The following is a 17266-nucleotide window of genomic DNA, read 5'->3' on the forward strand; positions in this document are numbered from 1 at the left end:
GGTCGGTGGACGGCACGGCCGCCGCCTGCGCACGTGCCGCCGACCTGGCCGCCCGCAACGGCGCCGAGCTCCTGACCTGCAGCCTCGACGGCTGGGACGCCCTGGTCGAGACCCGGGTCGCCTGGTCGGGGCTGCTCCCGCTGCGCGGTCCCGCGCGGGCGAGGGCGCGTGCAGGCCCGGCTCCCGTGGACACCGGCCCGCCCCCGGCGAGCGGGACCGTGGACGGTTCCGGCCCCACCGCGGAGCCGTCGTGAACTCCCCCGGACGTGATCACGATCTCGGTGAGCGGTCCACGCCCCCGGATGAACGGACGGCGAACCCCGGAGCACGCCGTCATCACGATTGCCTACGACGAACGTCCCAGCGCGACCGCGTTTCGTCGTGGGGGCCTGACCGATCACCGACGTCGCGCGGTCCACATCTGGTCACCGTCGCGACACTCGGGCCTACTGGGAGTCGCAGGGACGGGCAGGGTCCGGTCCGGCCCCGCCACGAAGACCACGCTCCCCAGACAGCGACGACGTCGGAGCGCCCCTGGCGCCCCCGTCCGATGTCGTCGCACGTGGTTGCCACCGGCCCGCCCCCGCCCCCGACGGGCGGGCCGGTGGTACCCCGTCCGGTTCCGCGATCACCGCGAACCGGCCGGGGCACCGCCTTCCAGCGCGGCGAGGACCAGGTCCAGCACCTGCACCGCCCCCGTCTTGTCCAGCGGGTTGTTGCCGTTGCCGCACTTCGGGGACTGCACGCAGGACGGGCAGCCCGTGCGGCACTCACAGTCCCGGACCGCGGCGCGGGTCGCCGCCAGCCACCGCCCCAGCACCTCGTGGCCGCGTTCGGCCAGGCCCGCGCCGCCGGGGTGCCCGTCGTGCACGAACACCGTCGGGAGTCCGGTGTCGGGGTGCAGTGCGGTGGACAGACCGCCGATGTCCCAGCGGTCGCAGATCGCGAACAGCGGGAGCAGACCGATCGCGGCGTGCTCGGCGGCGTGCAGTGCGCCGGGGAGACGGGCCTCGTCGATGCCGGCGTCGGCGAGCGCGTCGGGGTCGATCGTGTACCAGACCGAGCGGGTGTCCAGGCTCTGCGGCGGCAGGTCCAGCGCCGTCTGGTCGAGCACCGTCCCGTCCGGGGTGCGTCGCCGGTAGGCGACGACCTGGCTGGTCACCGTGGTCGCGCCGAAGCAGACCTGCACCGGTCCGTACCGGCGGTGCTCCCTCACCTCGAGCACGGTGACGTCGGAGACCGACTGGGCCTCGGTGCGCCAGTCCGGGTCCTCGGCGTGGACGAGCGCGACGCCGTCGTCGAGGTCGAGCTCGTCGACGACGAAGCTGTCGCCGCGGTGCAGGTACACCGCACCGGAGTGGATCGTGCCCGGGGCCGAGCCGCCGTCGACGGTGCCGAGCATCCGCCCGGTGGCCGCTTCCACCACGGCGACCTGCCCGAGCCCGGAGCCCCGGATGTCGACGTGTGCGGCGGGGGCGTCGCCGGTGTCGGGCCAGAACCAGCCGTGCGGTCGTCGGCGCAGCACGCCCTCGCCGACCAGGGCGTCGAGGACCTCCACCGCGGGGGCTCCTCCGAAGATCTCCTCGACATCGACCGTGGTCAGTGGCATCTCCGCGGCCGCGCACGCCAGCTGCGGCGCGAGCACGTACGGGTTGACCGGGTTGAGCACGCAGCTCTCCACGGGCGCGCCGATCAGCGAGCGAGGGTGGTGCACGAGGTAGGTGTCGAGCGGGTCGTCGCGGGCGACGAGCACGACGAGCGCCTCGTCGGCGGCCCGTCCGGCACGCCCGGCCTGTTGCCAGAACGACGCGCGGGTGCCCGGGAACCCGGCCTGCACCACGGCGTCGAGACCGGAGATGTCGACGCCGAGCTCGAGCGCGTTGGTGGTCGCGACCCCGAGCAGCTCGCCCGACATCAGGTCGGCCTCCAGCGCGCGCCGTTCCTCGGGCAGATAGCCGCCGCGGTATGCGGCCACCCGCGCGGCCAGCTCCGGAGCGATCTCGGCGACCTGGCGCTTCGCACCGAGCGCGGTGAGCTCGGCGGCCCGCCGGGACCGGACGAACGCCAGGGTGCGGGCGTCGGTCAGGACGAGGTCGGCGAGCATCCGGGCGACCTCGGCGCCGGCGGAGCGGCGGACCGGCGCCCCGTTCTCCCCGGTGATCTCGGCGAGCAGCGGCGGCTCCCAGAACGCGACGGTGCGCCCGGCGTGCGGGGACCCGTCCTCGGTGACGGCGACGACGCCGCGTCCGGTCAGCCGGGACGCGAACTCCTCCGGGCGGGCCACCGTCGCCGAGGCGAGCACGATCACGGGGCGCGCGCCGTAGCGGGCGGCGAGGCGCAGCAGCCGGCGCAGCAGCAGCGCCACGTGCGAGCCGAACACCCCGCGGTAGGTGTGGCACTCGTCGACCACGACGTAGCGCAGCCGGCGGAGGAAGGTCGCCCAGCGTCCGTGCCGGGGAAGGATCGACCGGTGCAGCATGTCCGGGTTGGAGAACACCCACCGGCAGTGCCTGCGGACCCAGTCGCGCTGGTCCATGGGGGTGTCGCCGTCGAACGCGGCGGGCCGGACCCCGTCCGGGGCGAGCCCGTCGAGGGACCGCAGCTGGTCGGCCGCGAGTGCCTTGGTCGGGGCGAGGTACAGCGCCGTGGCCCGCGGGTCCTCGGCCAGCCCGGCGAGCACCGGCAGCTGGTAGACCAGCGACTTCCCCGACGCCGTCCCCGTCGCGACGACGACGTCGGCGCCGGAGTGCACCAGCTCCGCACCGTGCGCCTGGTGCGACCACGGGCGGGTCACGCCGCGATCCGCCCAGGCCGTGCGCAGCGGCTCGGGCGTCCAGCCCGGCCAGTCGACCGGGTTCCCGGCCCGCGCCGGAATCCGCACGACGTGCCGCAACGGGTCGTCGACGGCGGCGACCCCGTCGTCGCCGGAGCCGCGGTATTCGTGGGAACGGTCGGAATCGCGGAGACCGTCAGGACCGTCGAAGCCGTCCTGCGCGGCGAACATCCCGGCACCCGGCCCCGGCCCCGGCCCGTCCGTGTCGGCGGCACCGGACGCCCACGTGGTGTCGGCACGGGCCGGGTCGACCCCCGAGCCCGCCAGCACGCGACGCAGCAGCTCCACCCCGCGCTGCGACCCGTCCGGGCCCTGCGTGCTCTCCGCCGTCGCTCCCACGACCGACCACGATGGCACAGATGTTCGAACGATCCGCGGTCGCTCCCGGTGGCCGACCCGAACCGGCGTCCCGCCGCCGGACGGATCGGGGAAGTCGTTGCACCGCAGCTGATCTGCAGGTTCCCGGATTGCGTCGCAACATCGTGTGGGATTGATCACTTTTGCCAGTTCGTTACGTCTTGTGATCCCAATCGCACTGAGGGATGCACCACACTCCTAGACTGCACCAGCCCGGTCACCGGTGGACGCCGCCCGGGCCCAGTCGACGCCGACGAGGCCGTCGCCGCCCGGACGGGCCGAGCCACACCGGCCCGTCCCGGCCGCCGGGGACCTCGCCGGCCGGATCCTTTCCACCGGGAGGACACGGATGTCCCAGCCCACCTACCTCGCCCAGGGCCTCGAGCTCGGCGGCGGGGACCTCGCCATCGTCGGCGTGGTCGCGGTGGTCGCCCTCGTCGCCCTGGTCGTCGGCGGTCTCCTGTTGCGGGAGGTGCTCTCCTACGGCGAGGGCACCCCGAACATGCAGGAGATCGGCCGCGCGGTCCAGGAAGGCGCCACGGCGTACCTCAACCGTCAGTTCCGCACGCTCGCGATCTTCGCCGCGATCGTGTTCGTCCTGCTCTTCGCGCTCCCCGCCGAGGACCTCGGCGAACGCATCGGCCGGTCGATCTTCTTCGTCGTCGGCGCGGTCTTCTCCGCGATCATCGGCTACCTGGGCATGTGGCTCGCGACGCGCGCGAACATCCGGGTCGCGGCCGCCTCGCGCGAGACGGGCGGCCGCGAGAAGGCGACCCGCATCGCGTTCCGCACCGGCGGCGTCGTCGGCATGTTCACCGTCGGCCTCGGCCTGTTCGGGGCCGCGATCGTCGTGCTCGTCTACGCCGGCCAGGCGCCCCGCGTCCTGGAGGGCTTCGGCTTCGGCGCGGCACTGCTCGCGATGTTCATGCGGGTCGGCGGCGGCATCTTCACCAAGGCCGCCGACGTCGGCGCCGACCTGGTCGGCAAGGTCGAGCAGGGCATCCCCGAGGACGACCCCCGCAACGCGGCCACCATCGCCGACAACGTGGGCGACAACGTCGGCGACTGCGCCGGCATGGCCGCCGACCTGTTCGAGTCCTACGCGGTGACCCTGGTCGCCGCGCTGATCCTCGGCACAGCGGCGTTCGGTCTGCAGGGACTGCTGTTCCCGCTGATCGTCCCCGCGATCGGCGTGATCACCGCGATCCTCGGCGTCTACCTGACCAAGGCCCGTGCCGGGGAGAACACCCTGCGCGCGATCAACCGCAGCTTCTACCTCTCGGCGCTGTTCGCCGGGGTGCTGTCGATCGTCGCCGCCTACGTCTACCTCCCGGGCACCTTCGGCGAGCTGCTGAACCCGACCGACACCAGCGTCGTCGGCCTCGCCGGCGACCCGCGCCTGATCGCCTCGGTCGCGGTCGTCATCGGCATCGTGCTGGCCGCGGTCATCCTCAAGCTGACCGGCTACTACACCGGCACCGAGGACCGTCCGGTCAAGGACGTCGGCGAGTCCTCGCTGACCGGCGCGGCCACCGTGATCCTGTCCGGCATCTCGATCGGCTTCGAGTCCGCCGTCTACACCGCCCTCGTCATCTCCGCGGCCGTCTACGGCGCGTTCCTGCTGTCCGGCTCGATCGTCGTGTCGCTGTTCGCGGTCGCGCTGGCCGGTACCGGCCTGCTGACCACGGTCGGTGTCATCGTCGCGATGGACACCTTCGGCCCGGTCTCGGACAACGCCCAGGGCATCGCGGAGATGTCCGGTGACGTCGAGGGCGAGGGCGTCGACATCCTCACCGAGCTCGACGCGGTCGGGAACACCACCAAGGCGATCACCAAGGGCATCGCGATCGCGACCGCGGTACTCGCCGCGACAGCGCTGTTCGGCTCCTACCGCGACGCGATCAGCCAGGCCCTGGCCGGGGTGAACATCGCCGCGCAGGACGCCGGGACGGCCTTCGCCTACGAGGTGTTCAGCCCGAACACCCTGGTCGGCGTGATCATCGGTGCCTCGGTGGTCTTCATGTTCTCCGGCCTCGCGGTGAACGCCGTGACCCGCGCCGCGGGCGCGGTGGTCTACGAGGTGCGCCGCCAGTTCCGCGAGCACCCCGGGATCATGGACCGCACCGAGCGCCCGGAGTACGGCCGCGTCGTCGACATCTGCACCCGGGACTCGCTGCGCGAGCTGGCCACCCCCGGCCTGCTCGCCATCTTCGCCCCGATCGCGGTCGGGTTCGGTCTCGGTGTCGGCCCGCTGGCCGGCTACCTGGCCGGTGCCATCGCGACCGGTGTCCTGATGGCGATCTTCCTGGCCAACTCGGGCGGCGCCTGGGACAACGCCAAGAAGCTCGTCGAGGACGGCAACCACGGCGGCAAGGGTTCCGACGCCCACGAGGCGACGATCATCGGCGACACCGTCGGCGACCCGTTCAAGGACACCGCGGGCCCCGCGATCAACCCGCTGATCAAGGTCATGAACCTGGTCTCGGTGCTGATCGCCCCGGCGGTCGTGGTGCTGTCCACCCCCGACGCCAACCCGGTGATCCGGATCGTCATCGCGATCGTCGCCGTGGTGATCATCGCGGCCGCGGTGGTGGTCTCGAAGCGTCGCACCTCGGCGATCACCGACGCCCCGGCCGAGAGCTCGGTCGGCTGACCGACACCTCGCAGGACCACGGCGGCCGCTCGTCCCATCGGGACGGGCGGTCGTCCTGCGTCGCGGGACGATTCGGATACTCTCCGCCGGACGGCAGTGATCACCCCGACGGAGGAGCGATGCGGACATCGCGAGGTCTCGCCGGACTCCTCGTCGCCCCGGCCGTCCTGCTGGCGGGCTGCGGCCCCTCCGGGCCGACCGTCGAGCACTGGACCGAGTCGATGTGCGCGGCCGTGCTGCCCTTCGTCCGCATCGCCGTCGACACCCCCGGTGAGACCCCGGACCCCGCGCAGCGGCTGCGGGCCCTCTCGGACTACCTGACCCGCACCACCCAGGCCGCCGACGGCGCGCTGGGCGACCTGGACCGGCTCGGCCCGGCCCCCGTCGACGACGGCGAGGCCCTCTCCGCACGGCTCCAGGGCGGGCTCGGCGAGATCCGCTCGGCGTTCTCCGGGGCGCGTTCGCGGGTCGACGCCATCGACCCGGCCGACCCGGCCGCGGTGCAGCGCGACCTGCCCGCCGCGCTGGAGCCGCTCGCCCGCCTCGGCGGCACCACCGGCCCCCTCGACGAGGTCACCGGCAACCCGGCGATCGCCTCGGCGTTCCGGGCCTCGACAACCTGCACAGATCTCACCCGGTCGGCGGAGCAGGCCCGCGCCACACCACCGCCCGGCGCACCCGCTGCTGCTCCGAACGGGCCAACCGGGGAGGGTGGAAGCAGCTGACCGGCGACGGCGTCCTACCGTCGACCACTGTCCGTGCCCCGGGCCCCGACGGGCCCCGACCCTGGAGCCCGACGATGGCCACCCCCCGCCCGGCGCGAACCGCCCGGGTCCTGCTCCCCACCCTGCTCGCCGCGCTCCTGGCCGGCGGCTGCGCGTCGAGCGTGGCCGGCACCCCCGCGGCGGACCCGGCCCCGCGGCCGACCGCGGGCGTCGGCGCCGACCCGGTCGCCTGGGGCGACAAGGTCTGCGGCGCGACCCTGGCCTACTACCAGCCGCTCAACACCCCGCCGAACTACGACGGCGCCGACCTCGCCGGCATCAAGACGCGGCTGTCGGAGTACCTCGGCAAGGTCGCGGCCGGCATCGACACCGGCAAGAAGCAGCTGACCGCGGCCGGCGAGTCCCCGGTGAGCGGCGGCGACGCGTGGGCGACCGCGGTGCGCGACATGCTCGACCGGTCCGGCACGACGATCGCCCAGGCCAAGAAGGACGTCGACGCGATCGACCCGAACGACGTCCAGGGCTTCAAGGGCAAGCTCGACGGCGCCCAGCAGAAGCTGCGGACGATCTCCGGCGCCCAGGGCCTGGACAAGATCGGCCCCACCCCGCGGTTGGACAAGGCGTTCGCGACCGCGCCGAAGTGCGTCGCCCTCAAGAAGATCAACGGTCCCGCCTGACCCGGCGCGTCACCCGTCCGGCGCTCCCTGCTGGGCAAGCTCGAACATGCGTTCTATGCTTCGCGGGTGCCGCAGATGTCGCTGTTCTCCGCGGAGGCCCGGCCGGCCGGGCTGACCGACCTGGCCGGGCTGCTCTGCGGGCCCGGGCGGATCGAGCGGTTCGGCGCCGGTGACACGGCCCGGTTCGACGTCCCGCTGCCGATCGAGGGGCGCGAGACGGCGCTGGCCGCGCTGGCGGCGGCCCGCGGCGTCACCCTCGCCCCCGGCGCGTCCGGGATGCGCAGCGCGTTCCGGCGCGACCTGGTCCCGCTGGCCCGCGCCTGGTGCACGCCGGACGGTCGCAAGCAGATCCCGCCGGACTTCCAGCTCGACGGCGCCACGCTCCGGCTGTGGGCGCTCTCCGCGGGCACCCCCGACCTGCGGGGCGGGCACCTGCTGCTGCTCGATCCGCAGGCCCCGTGGACGCACGGCCCGCTGATCGCCGCCGCCACCCGGGCCGGCCTTCCCCCGGCACGGCTCGCCCCGGGGGAACACGGCGCGCCCGGCCCGGCGTTGCGTCTGCACGGAGCGCGCCGACTGGCCCGACTGGTGGAACTGGTGGGCCCCGCGCCGCGGATGACGAGCCCGACCGAGTGGCCCCGGCACCACGGCCGACCGGCCGCCTGACCTGCCGAACCACGGCCGGGTCTACGCTGGCGGCTCGCCCGCTCCCAGTGGCACGAGCCACGACACGGGGCGACGACGGTGTGAGATCGTGCGATCGTCGACCCCGAAGAAGACGCTCAGCGCAACCGTCCCGGCACGCTCCGGGACCGCACGGTGTAACAGTGCGGGGTCGGGAAACGGCTACGACGTCGCAGGGACCGCGACGCAGCCGAGGAGATGAGGTAGGACCACGTGGCAGCAGCGACAACGGGAACGACGGGTTCGGCACGCACGTCGGGGGGCAGCACGCGCAAGCCGACCTCGACGGCGAACGCATCCGGCCGCCCGACGCGCCGCCTGGTGATCGTCGAGTCCCCCAGCAAGGCGAAGAAGATCCAGCCCTACCTGGGCAACGACTACGTCGTCGAGTCCTCGGTCGGTCACATCCGTGACCTGCCGCGCGGCGCGGCGGACGTCCCGGCCAAGTACAAGGGCGAGTCCTGGGCGCGGCTCGGCGTCGACGTCGACAACCAGTTCAGCCCGCTCTACATCGTCACGCCGGAGAAGCGCAGCACCGTCTCGGAGCTGCGCGAGGCGCTGAAGACCGTCGACGAGCTCCTGCTCGCGACGGACCCCGACCGTGAGGGCGAGGCCATCGCCTGGCACCTGCTGGAGACCCTCCAGCCGAAGGTCCCGGTCCGGCGGATGGTCTTCCACGAGATCACCGAGTCGGCGATCCGCGCGGCCGCCGAGAACACCCGCGAGCTCGACCAGCACCTCGTCGACGCGCAGGAGACCCGCCGCATCCTGGACCGCCTCTACGGCTACGAGGTCTCCCCCGTGCTGTGGAAGAAGGTCATGCCGAAGCTCTCGGCAGGCCGCGTCCAGTCGGTCGCGACCCGGCTGATCGTGCAGCGCGAGCGGGACCGCATCGCCTTCCGCTCCGCGGAGTACTGGGACATCGCCGCGACCCTCGACGCCGGGGAGAAGGCCACCCCGCGCTCGTTCGGTGCGCGGCTGCTGCAGGTCGACGACAAGCGCGTCGCCACCGGCCGCGACTTCGACTCGCTCGGGCAGCTGAAGAAGGGCTCCGCGGAGGTCGTCACCCTGAACGAGGCCGAGGCTCGCCGCCTCGCCGAGGGGCTGCAGGACCGCCCGATGGAGGTCGCCTCCGTCGACTCCAAGCCCTACACGCGCAAGCCGTACCCGCCGTTCATGACCTCGACGCTGCAGCAGGAGGCGGGCCGCAAGCTGCGGTTCTCCTCCGAGCGCACGATGCGCAGCGCGCAGCGTCTGTACGAGAACGGCTACATCACCTACATGCGTACGGACTCGACGACGCTGTCGGCGACGGCCATCGAGGCGGCCCGCTCGCAGGCCCGTGAGCTGTACGGCGACGCCTACGTCGCGGACTCGCCCCGCCAGTACACGCGCAAGGTGAAGAACGCCCAGGAGGCCCACGAGGCCATCCGTCCCGCCGGCGAGACCTTCCGGACCCCGGGTGCCATCGCCCGCGAGGTCGACGGCGACGACTTCCGCCTCTACGAGATGATCTGGCAGCGGACCATCGCCTCGCAGATGAACGACGCCCGCGGGACCACCGTGAGCGTCCGGATCGCGGGCACCGCGGGGACCGGCGAGAAGGTCGTGTTCGCGTCCTCGGGCCGCACGATCACCTTCCCCGGCTTCCTCAAGGCCTACGTCGAGACCCTCGACGACGAGGCCTCGGGCCAGCAGGCCGACGACGCCGAGTCCCGGCTGCCCGAGCTGACCGAGGGCCAGCCGCTGACCGCCACCGAGCTGGTGCCCGACGGGCACTCCACCAGCCCGCCGTCGCGGTTCACCGAGCCCGCGCTGGTCAAGGCGATGGAGGAGATGGGGATCGGCCGGCCGTCGACGTACGCGTCGACGATCAAGACGATCCTCGACCGAGGCTACGTCTGGAAGAAGGGCTCCGCGCTCGTCCCGTCGTGGGTGGCGTTCGCCGTCGTCGGGCTGATGGAGGAGCACTTCGGCCAGCTCGTCGACTACGACTTCACGGCCGCGATGGAGGACGATCTCGACTCCATCGCCTCCGGTGACGACTCCCGTGTGCACTGGCTGTCCGGGTTCTACTTCGGCACCGACGGCGCGAGCAGCGGCTCGGAGATCGCCCGGGCCGGGGGGCTGAAGAAGCTCGTCGGATCGAACCTGGAGGAGATCGACGCCCGCACGGTGAACTCGATCCCGATGTTCGCCGACGCGGCGGGCAACGACGTCGTCGTCCGGGTGGGGCGTTACGGCCCGTACCTGGAGCGGATCGTCGACGGCGAGTCCCAGCGCGCGAACCTGCCCGACGACCTGGCCCCGGACGAGCTGTCCGAGGAGATCGCCGAGAAGCTGTTCTCGGTGCCGCAGGAAGGCCGCAAGCTGGGCACCGATCCGGTCACCGGACACGAGATCGTGGCGAAGGAGGGCCGCTTCGGTCCCTACGTCACCGAGCTCCTGCCCGAGCCGGAGGTGCCCGAGGGCGCCAAGAAGAAGCCGGCCAAGCCGAAGCCGCGCACCGGCTCGCTGTTCAAGTCGATGACGGTCGACACCATCACCCTCGAGGATGCGCTGCGGCTGCTGTCGCTGCCGCGGATCGTCGGCACGGACCCGGACTCCGGTGACGAGATCACCGCGCAGAACGGCCGCTACGGCCCGTACCTGAAGAAGGGCACGGACTCGAGGTCGCTCTCCGGCGAGGAGCAGCTCTTCACGGTCACCCTGGAGGAGGCCCTGGAGATCTACAAGCAGCCCAAGCAGCGGGGCCGCGCCGCCGCGGCGCCGCCGCTGCGCGAGTTGGGCGAGGACGCCTCGACCGGTAAGAAGATGGTGATCAAGGACGGCCGGTTCGGCCCCTACGTCACCGACGGCGAGACCAACGCCAGCCTGCGCAAGGGCGACTCGGTCGAGGAGATCACCGACGACCGGGCCTCCGAGCTGCTCGCCGAGCGGCGGGCGAAGGCCCCGGCGAAGAAGAAGACGACGACCCGCAAGCCGGCGGCGTCGAAGAGCACGGCGGCCAAGAGCACCGCGGCCAAGACCGGGACCCGCACCGCCGCGGCGAAGAAGACGACGACCCGCAGCACCGCGGCCAAGACCACGCCGACGAAGTCGACCGGAACCCGGACGCGCACGACCCCGACGACCTGAGACCGGTGACGACGACGGGCCCCGCTCCGGATGATCCGGTGCGGGGCCCGTCGCGTCGGCGGGGCCGGTCAGCCGGCGGCAAGGGCCTTCTTCACGGCGGCGGCGACGCGGCCGCCCTCGGCGCGGCCCGCCGCGGCGGCGTTCGCCTTCTTCATGACCTGGCCCATCTGCTTCATGCCGGGCTTCTCCCCGGTCTCGGACTCCACCTCGGCGACGGCGGCGGTCGCCAGGGCGGCCACCTCGTCGTCGTCGAGCTGGGTCGGCAGGTACCGGGCGAGGACCTCGCCCTCGGCGCGCTCACGCTCGGCGGACTCGGGGCGGCCGCCGTCGGCGAAGGCCTGGGCGGACTCGGCGCGCCGCTTGGTCTCCTTGGTGATGACCGCGCGGACCTCGTCGTCGGAGAGCTCCCGGGCGGTGTCACCGGCCACCTCGGCGTTGCCGACGGAGGTCAGGACGGATCGCAGGGTCGTCCGCACCAGCTCGTCCCTGGCCTTCATCGCGGTGGTCAGGTCGGCCCGCAGCTGCTCCTTGAGGGTGCTCACGGGTCGCCACGATAGTCCCGCGACGTAGGCTGGATCGCGTGAGTATCGCCGGGACCCTCGCCCGTACCGCCGCCGGCGCCGCCCTGCTCGGAGCGTCGGGCATCGGGTACGCGGCGGGGATCGAGCGGCGGCACTGGACGCTGCGCCGGGTCGAGCTGCCCGTCCTCGACGAGGGTGCGCGGCCGCTGCGGATCCTGCACCTGTCGGACTTCCACCTCACGCCGGGCCAGCGCAGCAAGATCCGGTGGATCGCGGCGCTGGACGAGCTCGACCCGCACCTGGTGATCGACACCGGGGACAACCTGGCGCACCCCGACGCGGTCCCGGGCGTGCTGACCGCGCTGGGGAGGCTGCTGGAGCGGCCGGGCGCGTTCGTGTTCGGCAGCAACGACTACTACGGCCCCACCCCGAAGAACCCGGCCCGCTACCTGCGCCGCGGGGACACGAAGCGGGTGCACGGGGCGGACCTGCCCTGGACCGACCTGCGCGCCGCGTTCCGCGAGCACGGCTGGGTCGACGCCACCCACACCCGGCACGTGCTCGAGGTCGACGGCCGGACGGTCCGGATCGCGGGCGTCGACGACCCGCACCTGAACCTGGACCGCTACCCGCGCATCGCCGGCCACGACGCCGACGCCGACCTGCGCATCGGGCTGACCCACTCCCCCGAGCCGCGGGTCCTCGACGGCTTCGCCGCCGACGGATACGACCTCGTCCTCGCCGGGCACACCCACGGCGGCCAGCTGCGGGTGCCCGGCTACGGCGCACTCGTCACCAACTGCGGGATCGACCGGTCCCGGGCCCGCGGGGCGAGCCGCTGGGGCAGCCGGATGCGGCTGCACGTGTCGGCCGGGCTGGGCACCTCGCCGTACGCGCCGGTGCGCTTCGCCTGCCCGCCGGAGGCCTCGCTGCTGACCCTCGTCCCCCGCACGACCGGCCCCGATGCGCGGACGGGAACCCCCGCGCAGGCCTCGGAGGGCATCGGGTAGAGTTCTCCACGGCTCACGGGGAGACCCGGGTGTCCATCGGGGTGTGGCGCAGCTTGGTAGCGCGCTTCGTTCGGGACGAAGAGGTCGCAGGTTCAAATCCTGTCACCCCGACAACACGAAGGCCCAGGTCCGGCGGACCTGGGCCTTCGTCGTGTTCCACGGCCTCACCGGAGGGCCGGGCCGAGCAGCAGGCCGCCGTCGCTCACGTACTCCGAGCCCGTCACGAAGGACGCCGCCGGGGAGGCGAGGAACAGCACCAGCGCCGAGATGTCGGCCGGCTCTCCCAGCCGCGGCACCGCGAAGGGGTCGGGCGAGTAGAAGTCGGCGATGGGGGCGGCGGCTCCGGCGACGGGCTCGGTGATGAACGGCGTCGCGATGACCCCCGGGTGGACGACGTTGACCCGGATCCCGTCGCGGCCCAGCTCGAGCGCCGCGGTCCTGGTCAGGCCGCGCAGCGCCCACTTGGCGGCGACGTACGGCGCGTAGTGGGCGGTACCCCGGTCCCCATGACGGAACCGATGTTGGTGATGGACCCGCCGCCCGCACGGCGCAGGGCCGGCGTCACCGCCTTGATGCCGAAGAACGCACCGGTCAGATCGATGTCGAGCACACGCCGCCACGTGGACGCCTCGGTCGTCTCGATCGGTGCGGGCGGGTTCTGGACGCCGGCGTTGTTGACCAGAACGGTCAGCCGGCCGAACCGGTGCTCGGCCTCGGCGACGGCCGCGCTCCACGACGGCGCGGTACGCGGTCCGGGCCACCGACCCCGGGTCGTGACGACGACCGCGCGGTTCGTGGCGCGGACGGCGGGCGGCGTCGGGTGCACGATGGACCCGTGATCGGTGACCGCTGGGGCGTGACCGACGCCGAGACCACCCGCCCCTACCCGTGCGACGAGCTCGTCCCGGCCCCCACGCTGCAGGCGTGGCGGGGCGTCTCCGTCGCCGCGCCGGCCGCCGTCGTCTGGCCGTGGGTCGCCCAGATCCGGCTCGCCCCGTACTCCTACGACTGGGTCGACAACTTCGGACGCCGATCCCCGCAGGAGCTCGTAGGACTCCCGGAACCGCAGGTCGGGGACACCTTCACCGCGACCGGCGGACGGCGGCTCGGCCGGATCCTCTCGGTCGACCCCGGCGTGCAGCTCACCGGCAGCGTCCTGGGCGCCGTCATGTCCTACGTCCTCGCGCCGCAGGGGGCGGACACGACCCGTCTGCTGCTCAAGGTCGTCATGGGCGGCACCCGCGCGCTCGCACCGCTGGTGTCGGTCGGCGACCTCGTGATGGCCCGGCGGCAGCTGCTGAACCTGGGACGGCTCGCCGAGCGCCACAGCCGGCCACGGGGTCGTTGACGACACACCGGGCACGGTGGGGTGCGACGACGGGGTGTGATGCGCGATCCTGACGGGATGAGTGAGAACCCGGTAGCGCTCGATCTCGACGACGCGGGACTGGCCGGTGGCCTCCCCCGCCCGGCGCACCAGCTCGACGGGATCCAGGACGTACCGTTCCGCCCGGTCCAGTTCCGCGACAACGACCTCCCGACCGCACTGGAGCGCGCCGCGCAGTGGCTGCGGGAGACCCAGTCCTGGCTGGGCGAGCCGGTCGACGTGATCGCCATCCACCTCGACTACAACGAGGCGTCCGAGGCGGCGTACTACGAGCTCAAGCTGATGTGCAACGAGGAGGACCTCGCCGGGGCACCCATCGCGGTGCGCCAGCGGGCCGCCGCCGACGCCTGACCACACCCCGACGGGTCGTCGCCCCGGCACCGACCGTGCCGGGGCGACGCCCATCCAGTGATCAGAGTCACGCCGAGCATGACGATCAGCAGGTCGCGACCCTCCGGAACGGCCGCGGGAGCGTCTCAGGGCGGACGGCTGTTTGGCCGACACCGGGCCCTGCGGTAGCGTCCTCCTCGGTCACCGTAGTTCTGAGTTTCGTGTCTCAAGCGCGCTCGCAGAATGATGATGCGGGCGGATCCGCTGTCTTTGGTGTAGCTGAAGCTGGCTGCCGTCTGGGAATTCCTCTGACCCGGGCAGCCGCACGACGTGGTTGTTCCGTCCGAAAGCTGCATGACAAGGAGTCACCATGACCAACGGAACCGTGAAGTGGTTCAACGCCGAGAAGGGCTTCGGCTTCATCGCCCCCGAGGACGGCGGCGCCGACGTGTTCGTCCACTACTCGGCCATCGAGGGCTCGGGCTTCAAGGAGCTCCAGGAGAACCAGGCCGTGTCCTACGAGGTCACCCAGGGCGCCAAGGGCCCGCAGGCCTCCTCGGTGTCCCCCCGCTGACACCCCCGCCCGGCCGTGCGGCCGGGCACTGTTCCTCCGTCCGATGGCGGCATCCCCACGCGGGATGCCGCCATCGGCGTCTCCGGGCCGCTAGCGTGGCGGAGTGCCGCTGTCCGCCCGCCAGACCGCGCTGCTGGCGGACCGGTTACCCGGACACGAGGTCGTCGCCGACCACGGCTGGGGTCTGGTCGGGACCACCGTGCTGCAGATCCGCCACGCCGGTGCCGACCTCATCGTGAAGGCCGGCGACGACGCCGACACCCACATCGCCCGTGAGCTGCGCGCCCACCGCGAGTGGCTGGCCCCGCTCGTCGCCCGCGGCCGCGCGCCGGAGCTGCGCCACGCCGACGCCGACGCGAAGCTGCTGGTCACCCGCTACCTGCCCGGGGCCCTGGTGCAGGACACGCCCGCCGAGCACGAGCCGTCGACCTACCGCGGCGCCGGGGAGCTGCTGGCGCTGCTGCACGACCGGCCCGCCGTCGTCGACGAGGGGTACGGCGCCCGGCTGCGCGACACCGTGCTGGCCAGGCTCGGGCGTCCGCACCGCATCGCCCCCGGGCTGCTCGCGCGGCTCCGGGCGGAGGTGGCCGGCTGGTCGACACCGGCGGCCCGGCTCGTCCCCACCCACGGCGACTGGCACCCCCGCAACTGGCTGGTGCACGACGGGGTCGTCGCCGTGATCGACCTGGGCCGTGCGGCGCTGCGCCCGGCGCCCACCGACCTGGTGCGTCTCGCCGCCCGCCAGTTCCGGTGGGACCCGGCGCTGGAGACCGCCCACCACGACGGCTACGGCGGCGACCCGCGCGAGCCCGGCCCGTGGCGCCGGGAGTGGATAGCCGAGGCCGTCGGCACCGCGACCTGGGCCCTGAAGGTCGGCGACGAGCCGTTCGAGGCCCACGGACACCGGATGCTCGCCGAGGCGTTCCCCGACTAGCCTGCGCCGGTGCCCCTCGTCGTCGGTCCGGCCACCTCGTTCGACGACCTCGCGACCCTGCTGGGCCCGAAGCGCGACCCCGACGCGTCGGTCTGCTGGTGTCTCTCGCACCGCCTGCCCGCGGCGACGCACCGCGCCCTGACCGGCCGGGCCCGGGGCGAGTACGTGCGGGAGCTGACGACCCGCGCGGTCGCACCCGGCGTCGTCGCCCACGACGACGGCGAGCCGGTCGGCTGGGCCGCCGTCGCGCCACGCTCCGAGCTGCCGTTCGCCCGCTCCCGCACCATCCCGCACGTCGACGACCTCCCGGTCTGGTCGGTGTGGTGCTTCCGGGTCCGCGCCGGGCACCGGGGCCGTGGCGTCGCGCGTGCCCTGCTCGCCGGAGCCGTCGCGTACGCCCGGGAGCAGGGGGCGCCGGCCGTCGAGGGCTACCCGGTGGACAACCGGGGCGCCCGGGTCGACCTGACGATGGCCTACGTCGGCACCCGCGCGTTGTTCGAGGCGGGCGGGTTCACGTTCGCCGCGGCGACCACCGGGGTGTCCGGCGGGTTCCCGCGGGTGGTCATGCGCCGCGCGCTGACCGGCTGACCCGGCACCGCCCCGGGATCGCGCAGATCCGTGACGGCGGACCGCTTCCGTTCCCGGCAGGCTCGCCCACGTCCTGACGAGCCTCCGGTCGCCGCGGGGTCGCACCGAGACGGAGGAGCGATGATCGTGGTCATCGTCGTGGTCGGCATCTTCTTCCTGCTCATGGGCGGGTACGCGCTGGCCGCGCCGGCCGCGCTGGTCCGGCCGTTCGGGCTGGTGGCCGACGGCCCGGAGAGCAGGTCGGAGGTGCGCGCCGTCTACGGCGGGTTCGGCCTGGCGATCGCGGCCGTGCTCGGACTGGCCCTGGCCGTCCCCGGGCTCCGCATCGGCGTGGTGCTGACCGTCGCCTTCGCGCTCGGCGGGATGGCCGTCGGGCGCGTGCTGTCCCGGATGGTCGACCGGCCCACCGCGTTCTACCCGATCTGGTTCTACGGCCTGGTCGAGGCGGTCGCGGCCGGTGCGCTGGTCGTCGTCGCCGCGACCTGACCGGGCACGACCCGGATGTCGAGCCCCGACCGGAAGAGCCGTCCGGGCGGCAGGCCGAACATCCGGCGGAACGCCAGCCCGAGGTGCGACGGCGTCGCGAAACCGGCGTCGGCCGCGGCCCGGGTGAGGTCCCCGCCGTCGCGCACGACGCCCGCGACGATCTGCATCCGCGCCCACCTGCGGTAGGCCCGCAGGCCTGCCCCCGTCTGCCGGGTGAACAGGCGCGCGAAGTGGCCAGGCGACAGCCCGGCCGCCGCCGCGAGGTCACCGGTCGGCAGGTCCGGGCCGCCGGGCCGGTGCAGGGCCTCGATCGCCCGCGCGATGCGGGCGTCGGGCTCGGCGCGGGCGTCCGGCGCCGTACCGCTGTCG

Annotated in this window: 17 protein-coding genes, 1 tRNA gene and 1 pseudogene; 14 read left to right on the plus strand and 5 right to left on the minus strand. The window is 73.5% G+C overall.

Annotation, left to right across the window (positions count from 1 at the left end):
* Nucleotides 1-254 (plus strand): annotated as a pseudogene (locus GTW08_RS28265) (hypothetical protein); the annotation flags it as partial.
* 374 nt (nt 255-628) lie between these two features.
* On the opposite strand, the gene GTW08_RS28270 reads toward GTW08_RS28265, so the two are convergent.
* Nucleotides 629-3172, minus strand: coding sequence for a DEAD/DEAH box helicase (locus GTW08_RS28270; RefSeq protein WP_073575803.1), 2544 nt, complete (start codon nt 3170-3172; stop codon nt 629-631).
* A gap of 367 nt (nt 3173-3539) precedes the next feature.
* Between GTW08_RS28270 and GTW08_RS28275 the strand changes: the two genes are divergently transcribed.
* The 5 genes from GTW08_RS28275 (at nt 3540) to topA (ending at nt 11067) form a co-directional block, all read left to right on the plus strand.
* Entirely contained in the window at nt 3540-5843 is a 2304-nt protein-coding gene (locus tag GTW08_RS28275; RefSeq protein WP_073575802.1) for a sodium-translocating pyrophosphatase, read from the plus strand.
* 119 nt (nt 5844-5962) lie between these two features.
* Nucleotides 5963-6568 (plus strand): hypothetical protein, encoded by a 606-nt coding sequence (locus GTW08_RS28280; protein WP_073575800.1) that lies wholly within the window; start codon nt 5963-5965, stop codon nt 6566-6568.
* Nucleotides 6569-6642: 74 nt separating this feature from the next.
* Nucleotides 6643-7245, plus strand: a complete 603-nt coding sequence (locus GTW08_RS28285; RefSeq protein ID WP_062399624.1) for a hypothetical protein — start codon at nt 6643-6645, stop codon at nt 7243-7245.
* Nucleotides 7246-7320: 75 nt separating this feature from the next.
* Complete coding sequence (locus GTW08_RS28290) at nt 7321-7911, plus strand: hypothetical protein (RefSeq protein WP_202417815.1); 591 nt, start codon at nt 7321-7323, stop codon at nt 7909-7911.
* Between the two features lie 339 nt (nt 7912-8250).
* Nucleotides 8251-11067 carry a type I DNA topoisomerase gene (topA, locus tag GTW08_RS28295; RefSeq protein ID WP_337825342.1) on the plus strand — a complete coding sequence of 939 codons (2817 nt, stop codon included), beginning with the start codon at nt 8251-8253 and terminating at the stop codon, nt 11065-11067.
* 68 nt (nt 11068-11135) lie between these two features.
* On the opposite strand, the gene GTW08_RS28300 is transcribed toward topA, so the two are convergent.
* On the minus strand, nt 11136-11609 hold the full coding sequence (locus GTW08_RS28300) for a GatB/YqeY domain-containing protein (protein ID WP_073575795.1): 474 nt from the start codon (nt 11607-11609) through the stop codon (nt 11136-11138).
* A gap of 38 nt (nt 11610-11647) precedes the next feature.
* On the opposite strand from GTW08_RS28300, the gene GTW08_RS28305 reads away from it, so the two are divergent.
* Both GTW08_RS28305 and GTW08_RS28310 read left to right on the plus strand, forming a co-directional pair.
* On the plus strand, nt 11648-12598 hold the full coding sequence (locus GTW08_RS28305; RefSeq protein WP_073575794.1) for a metallophosphoesterase: 951 nt from the start codon (nt 11648-11650) through the stop codon (nt 12596-12598).
* Between the two features lie 37 nt (nt 12599-12635).
* Nucleotides 12636-12709 (plus strand) — tRNA-Pro (locus tag GTW08_RS28310).
* 53 nt (nt 12710-12762) lie between these two features.
* On the opposite strand, the gene GTW08_RS32305 is transcribed toward GTW08_RS28310, so the two are convergent.
* Together GTW08_RS32305 and GTW08_RS33110 are read right to left on the minus strand one after the other, a co-directional pair.
* A complete protein-coding gene (locus GTW08_RS32305; protein ID WP_337826665.1) occupies nt 12763-13053 on the minus strand; it encodes an SDR family NAD(P)-dependent oxidoreductase in 291 nt (96 codons plus the stop codon).
* The gene (locus GTW08_RS33110; RefSeq protein WP_346009986.1) at nt 13041-13424 is read right to left on the minus strand and encodes an SDR family NAD(P)-dependent oxidoreductase; all 384 of its coding nucleotides are present in this window, start codon (nt 13422-13424) and stop codon (nt 13041-13043) included. The genes GTW08_RS32305 and GTW08_RS33110 overlap by 13 nt, the downstream gene beginning before the upstream one ends.
* Before the next feature lie 9 nt (nt 13425-13433).
* Between GTW08_RS33110 and GTW08_RS33115 the strand changes: the two genes are divergently transcribed.
* The 6 genes from GTW08_RS33115 (at nt 13434) to GTW08_RS28345 (ending at nt 16897) form a co-directional block, all read left to right on the plus strand.
* Entirely contained in the window at nt 13434-13946 is a 513-nt protein-coding gene (locus GTW08_RS33115; RefSeq protein ID WP_073575793.1) for a polyketide cyclase, read from the plus strand.
* 57 nt (nt 13947-14003) lie between these two features.
* On the plus strand, nt 14004-14336 hold the full coding sequence (locus tag GTW08_RS28325) for a hypothetical protein (RefSeq protein ID WP_073575791.1): 333 nt from the start codon (nt 14004-14006) through the stop codon (nt 14334-14336).
* 349 nt (nt 14337-14685) lie between these two features.
* Nucleotides 14686-14889, plus strand: coding sequence for a cold-shock protein (locus tag GTW08_RS28330; RefSeq protein WP_020627798.1), 204 nt, complete (start codon nt 14686-14688; stop codon nt 14887-14889).
* 103 nt (nt 14890-14992) lie between these two features.
* Entirely contained in the window at nt 14993-15823 is an 831-nt protein-coding gene (locus tag GTW08_RS28335; protein ID WP_073575790.1) for a phosphotransferase, read from the plus strand.
* Between the two features lie 9 nt (nt 15824-15832).
* The gene (locus GTW08_RS28340) at nt 15833-16411 is read left to right on the plus strand and encodes a GNAT family N-acetyltransferase (RefSeq protein ID WP_073575789.1); all 579 of its coding nucleotides are present in this window, start codon (nt 15833-15835) and stop codon (nt 16409-16411) included.
* Between the two features lie 120 nt (nt 16412-16531).
* Entirely contained in the window at nt 16532-16897 is a 366-nt protein-coding gene (locus tag GTW08_RS28345; RefSeq protein WP_139282818.1) for a DUF4345 family protein, read from the plus strand.
* On the opposite strand, the gene GTW08_RS28350 is transcribed toward GTW08_RS28345, so the two are convergent.
* Nucleotides 16840-17266, minus strand: a 427-nt coding sequence (locus GTW08_RS28350) for a helix-turn-helix domain-containing protein (protein WP_161152768.1), incomplete at its 5' end; no start/stop codon positions are given. The genes GTW08_RS28345 and GTW08_RS28350 overlap by 58 nt on opposite strands.

Origin of the sequence: Pseudonocardia sp. SID8383, from assembly GCF_009864975.1 — a bacterium.
Classification (GTDB): Bacteria; Actinomycetota; Actinomycetes; order Mycobacteriales; family Pseudonocardiaceae; genus Pseudonocardia; species Pseudonocardia alni.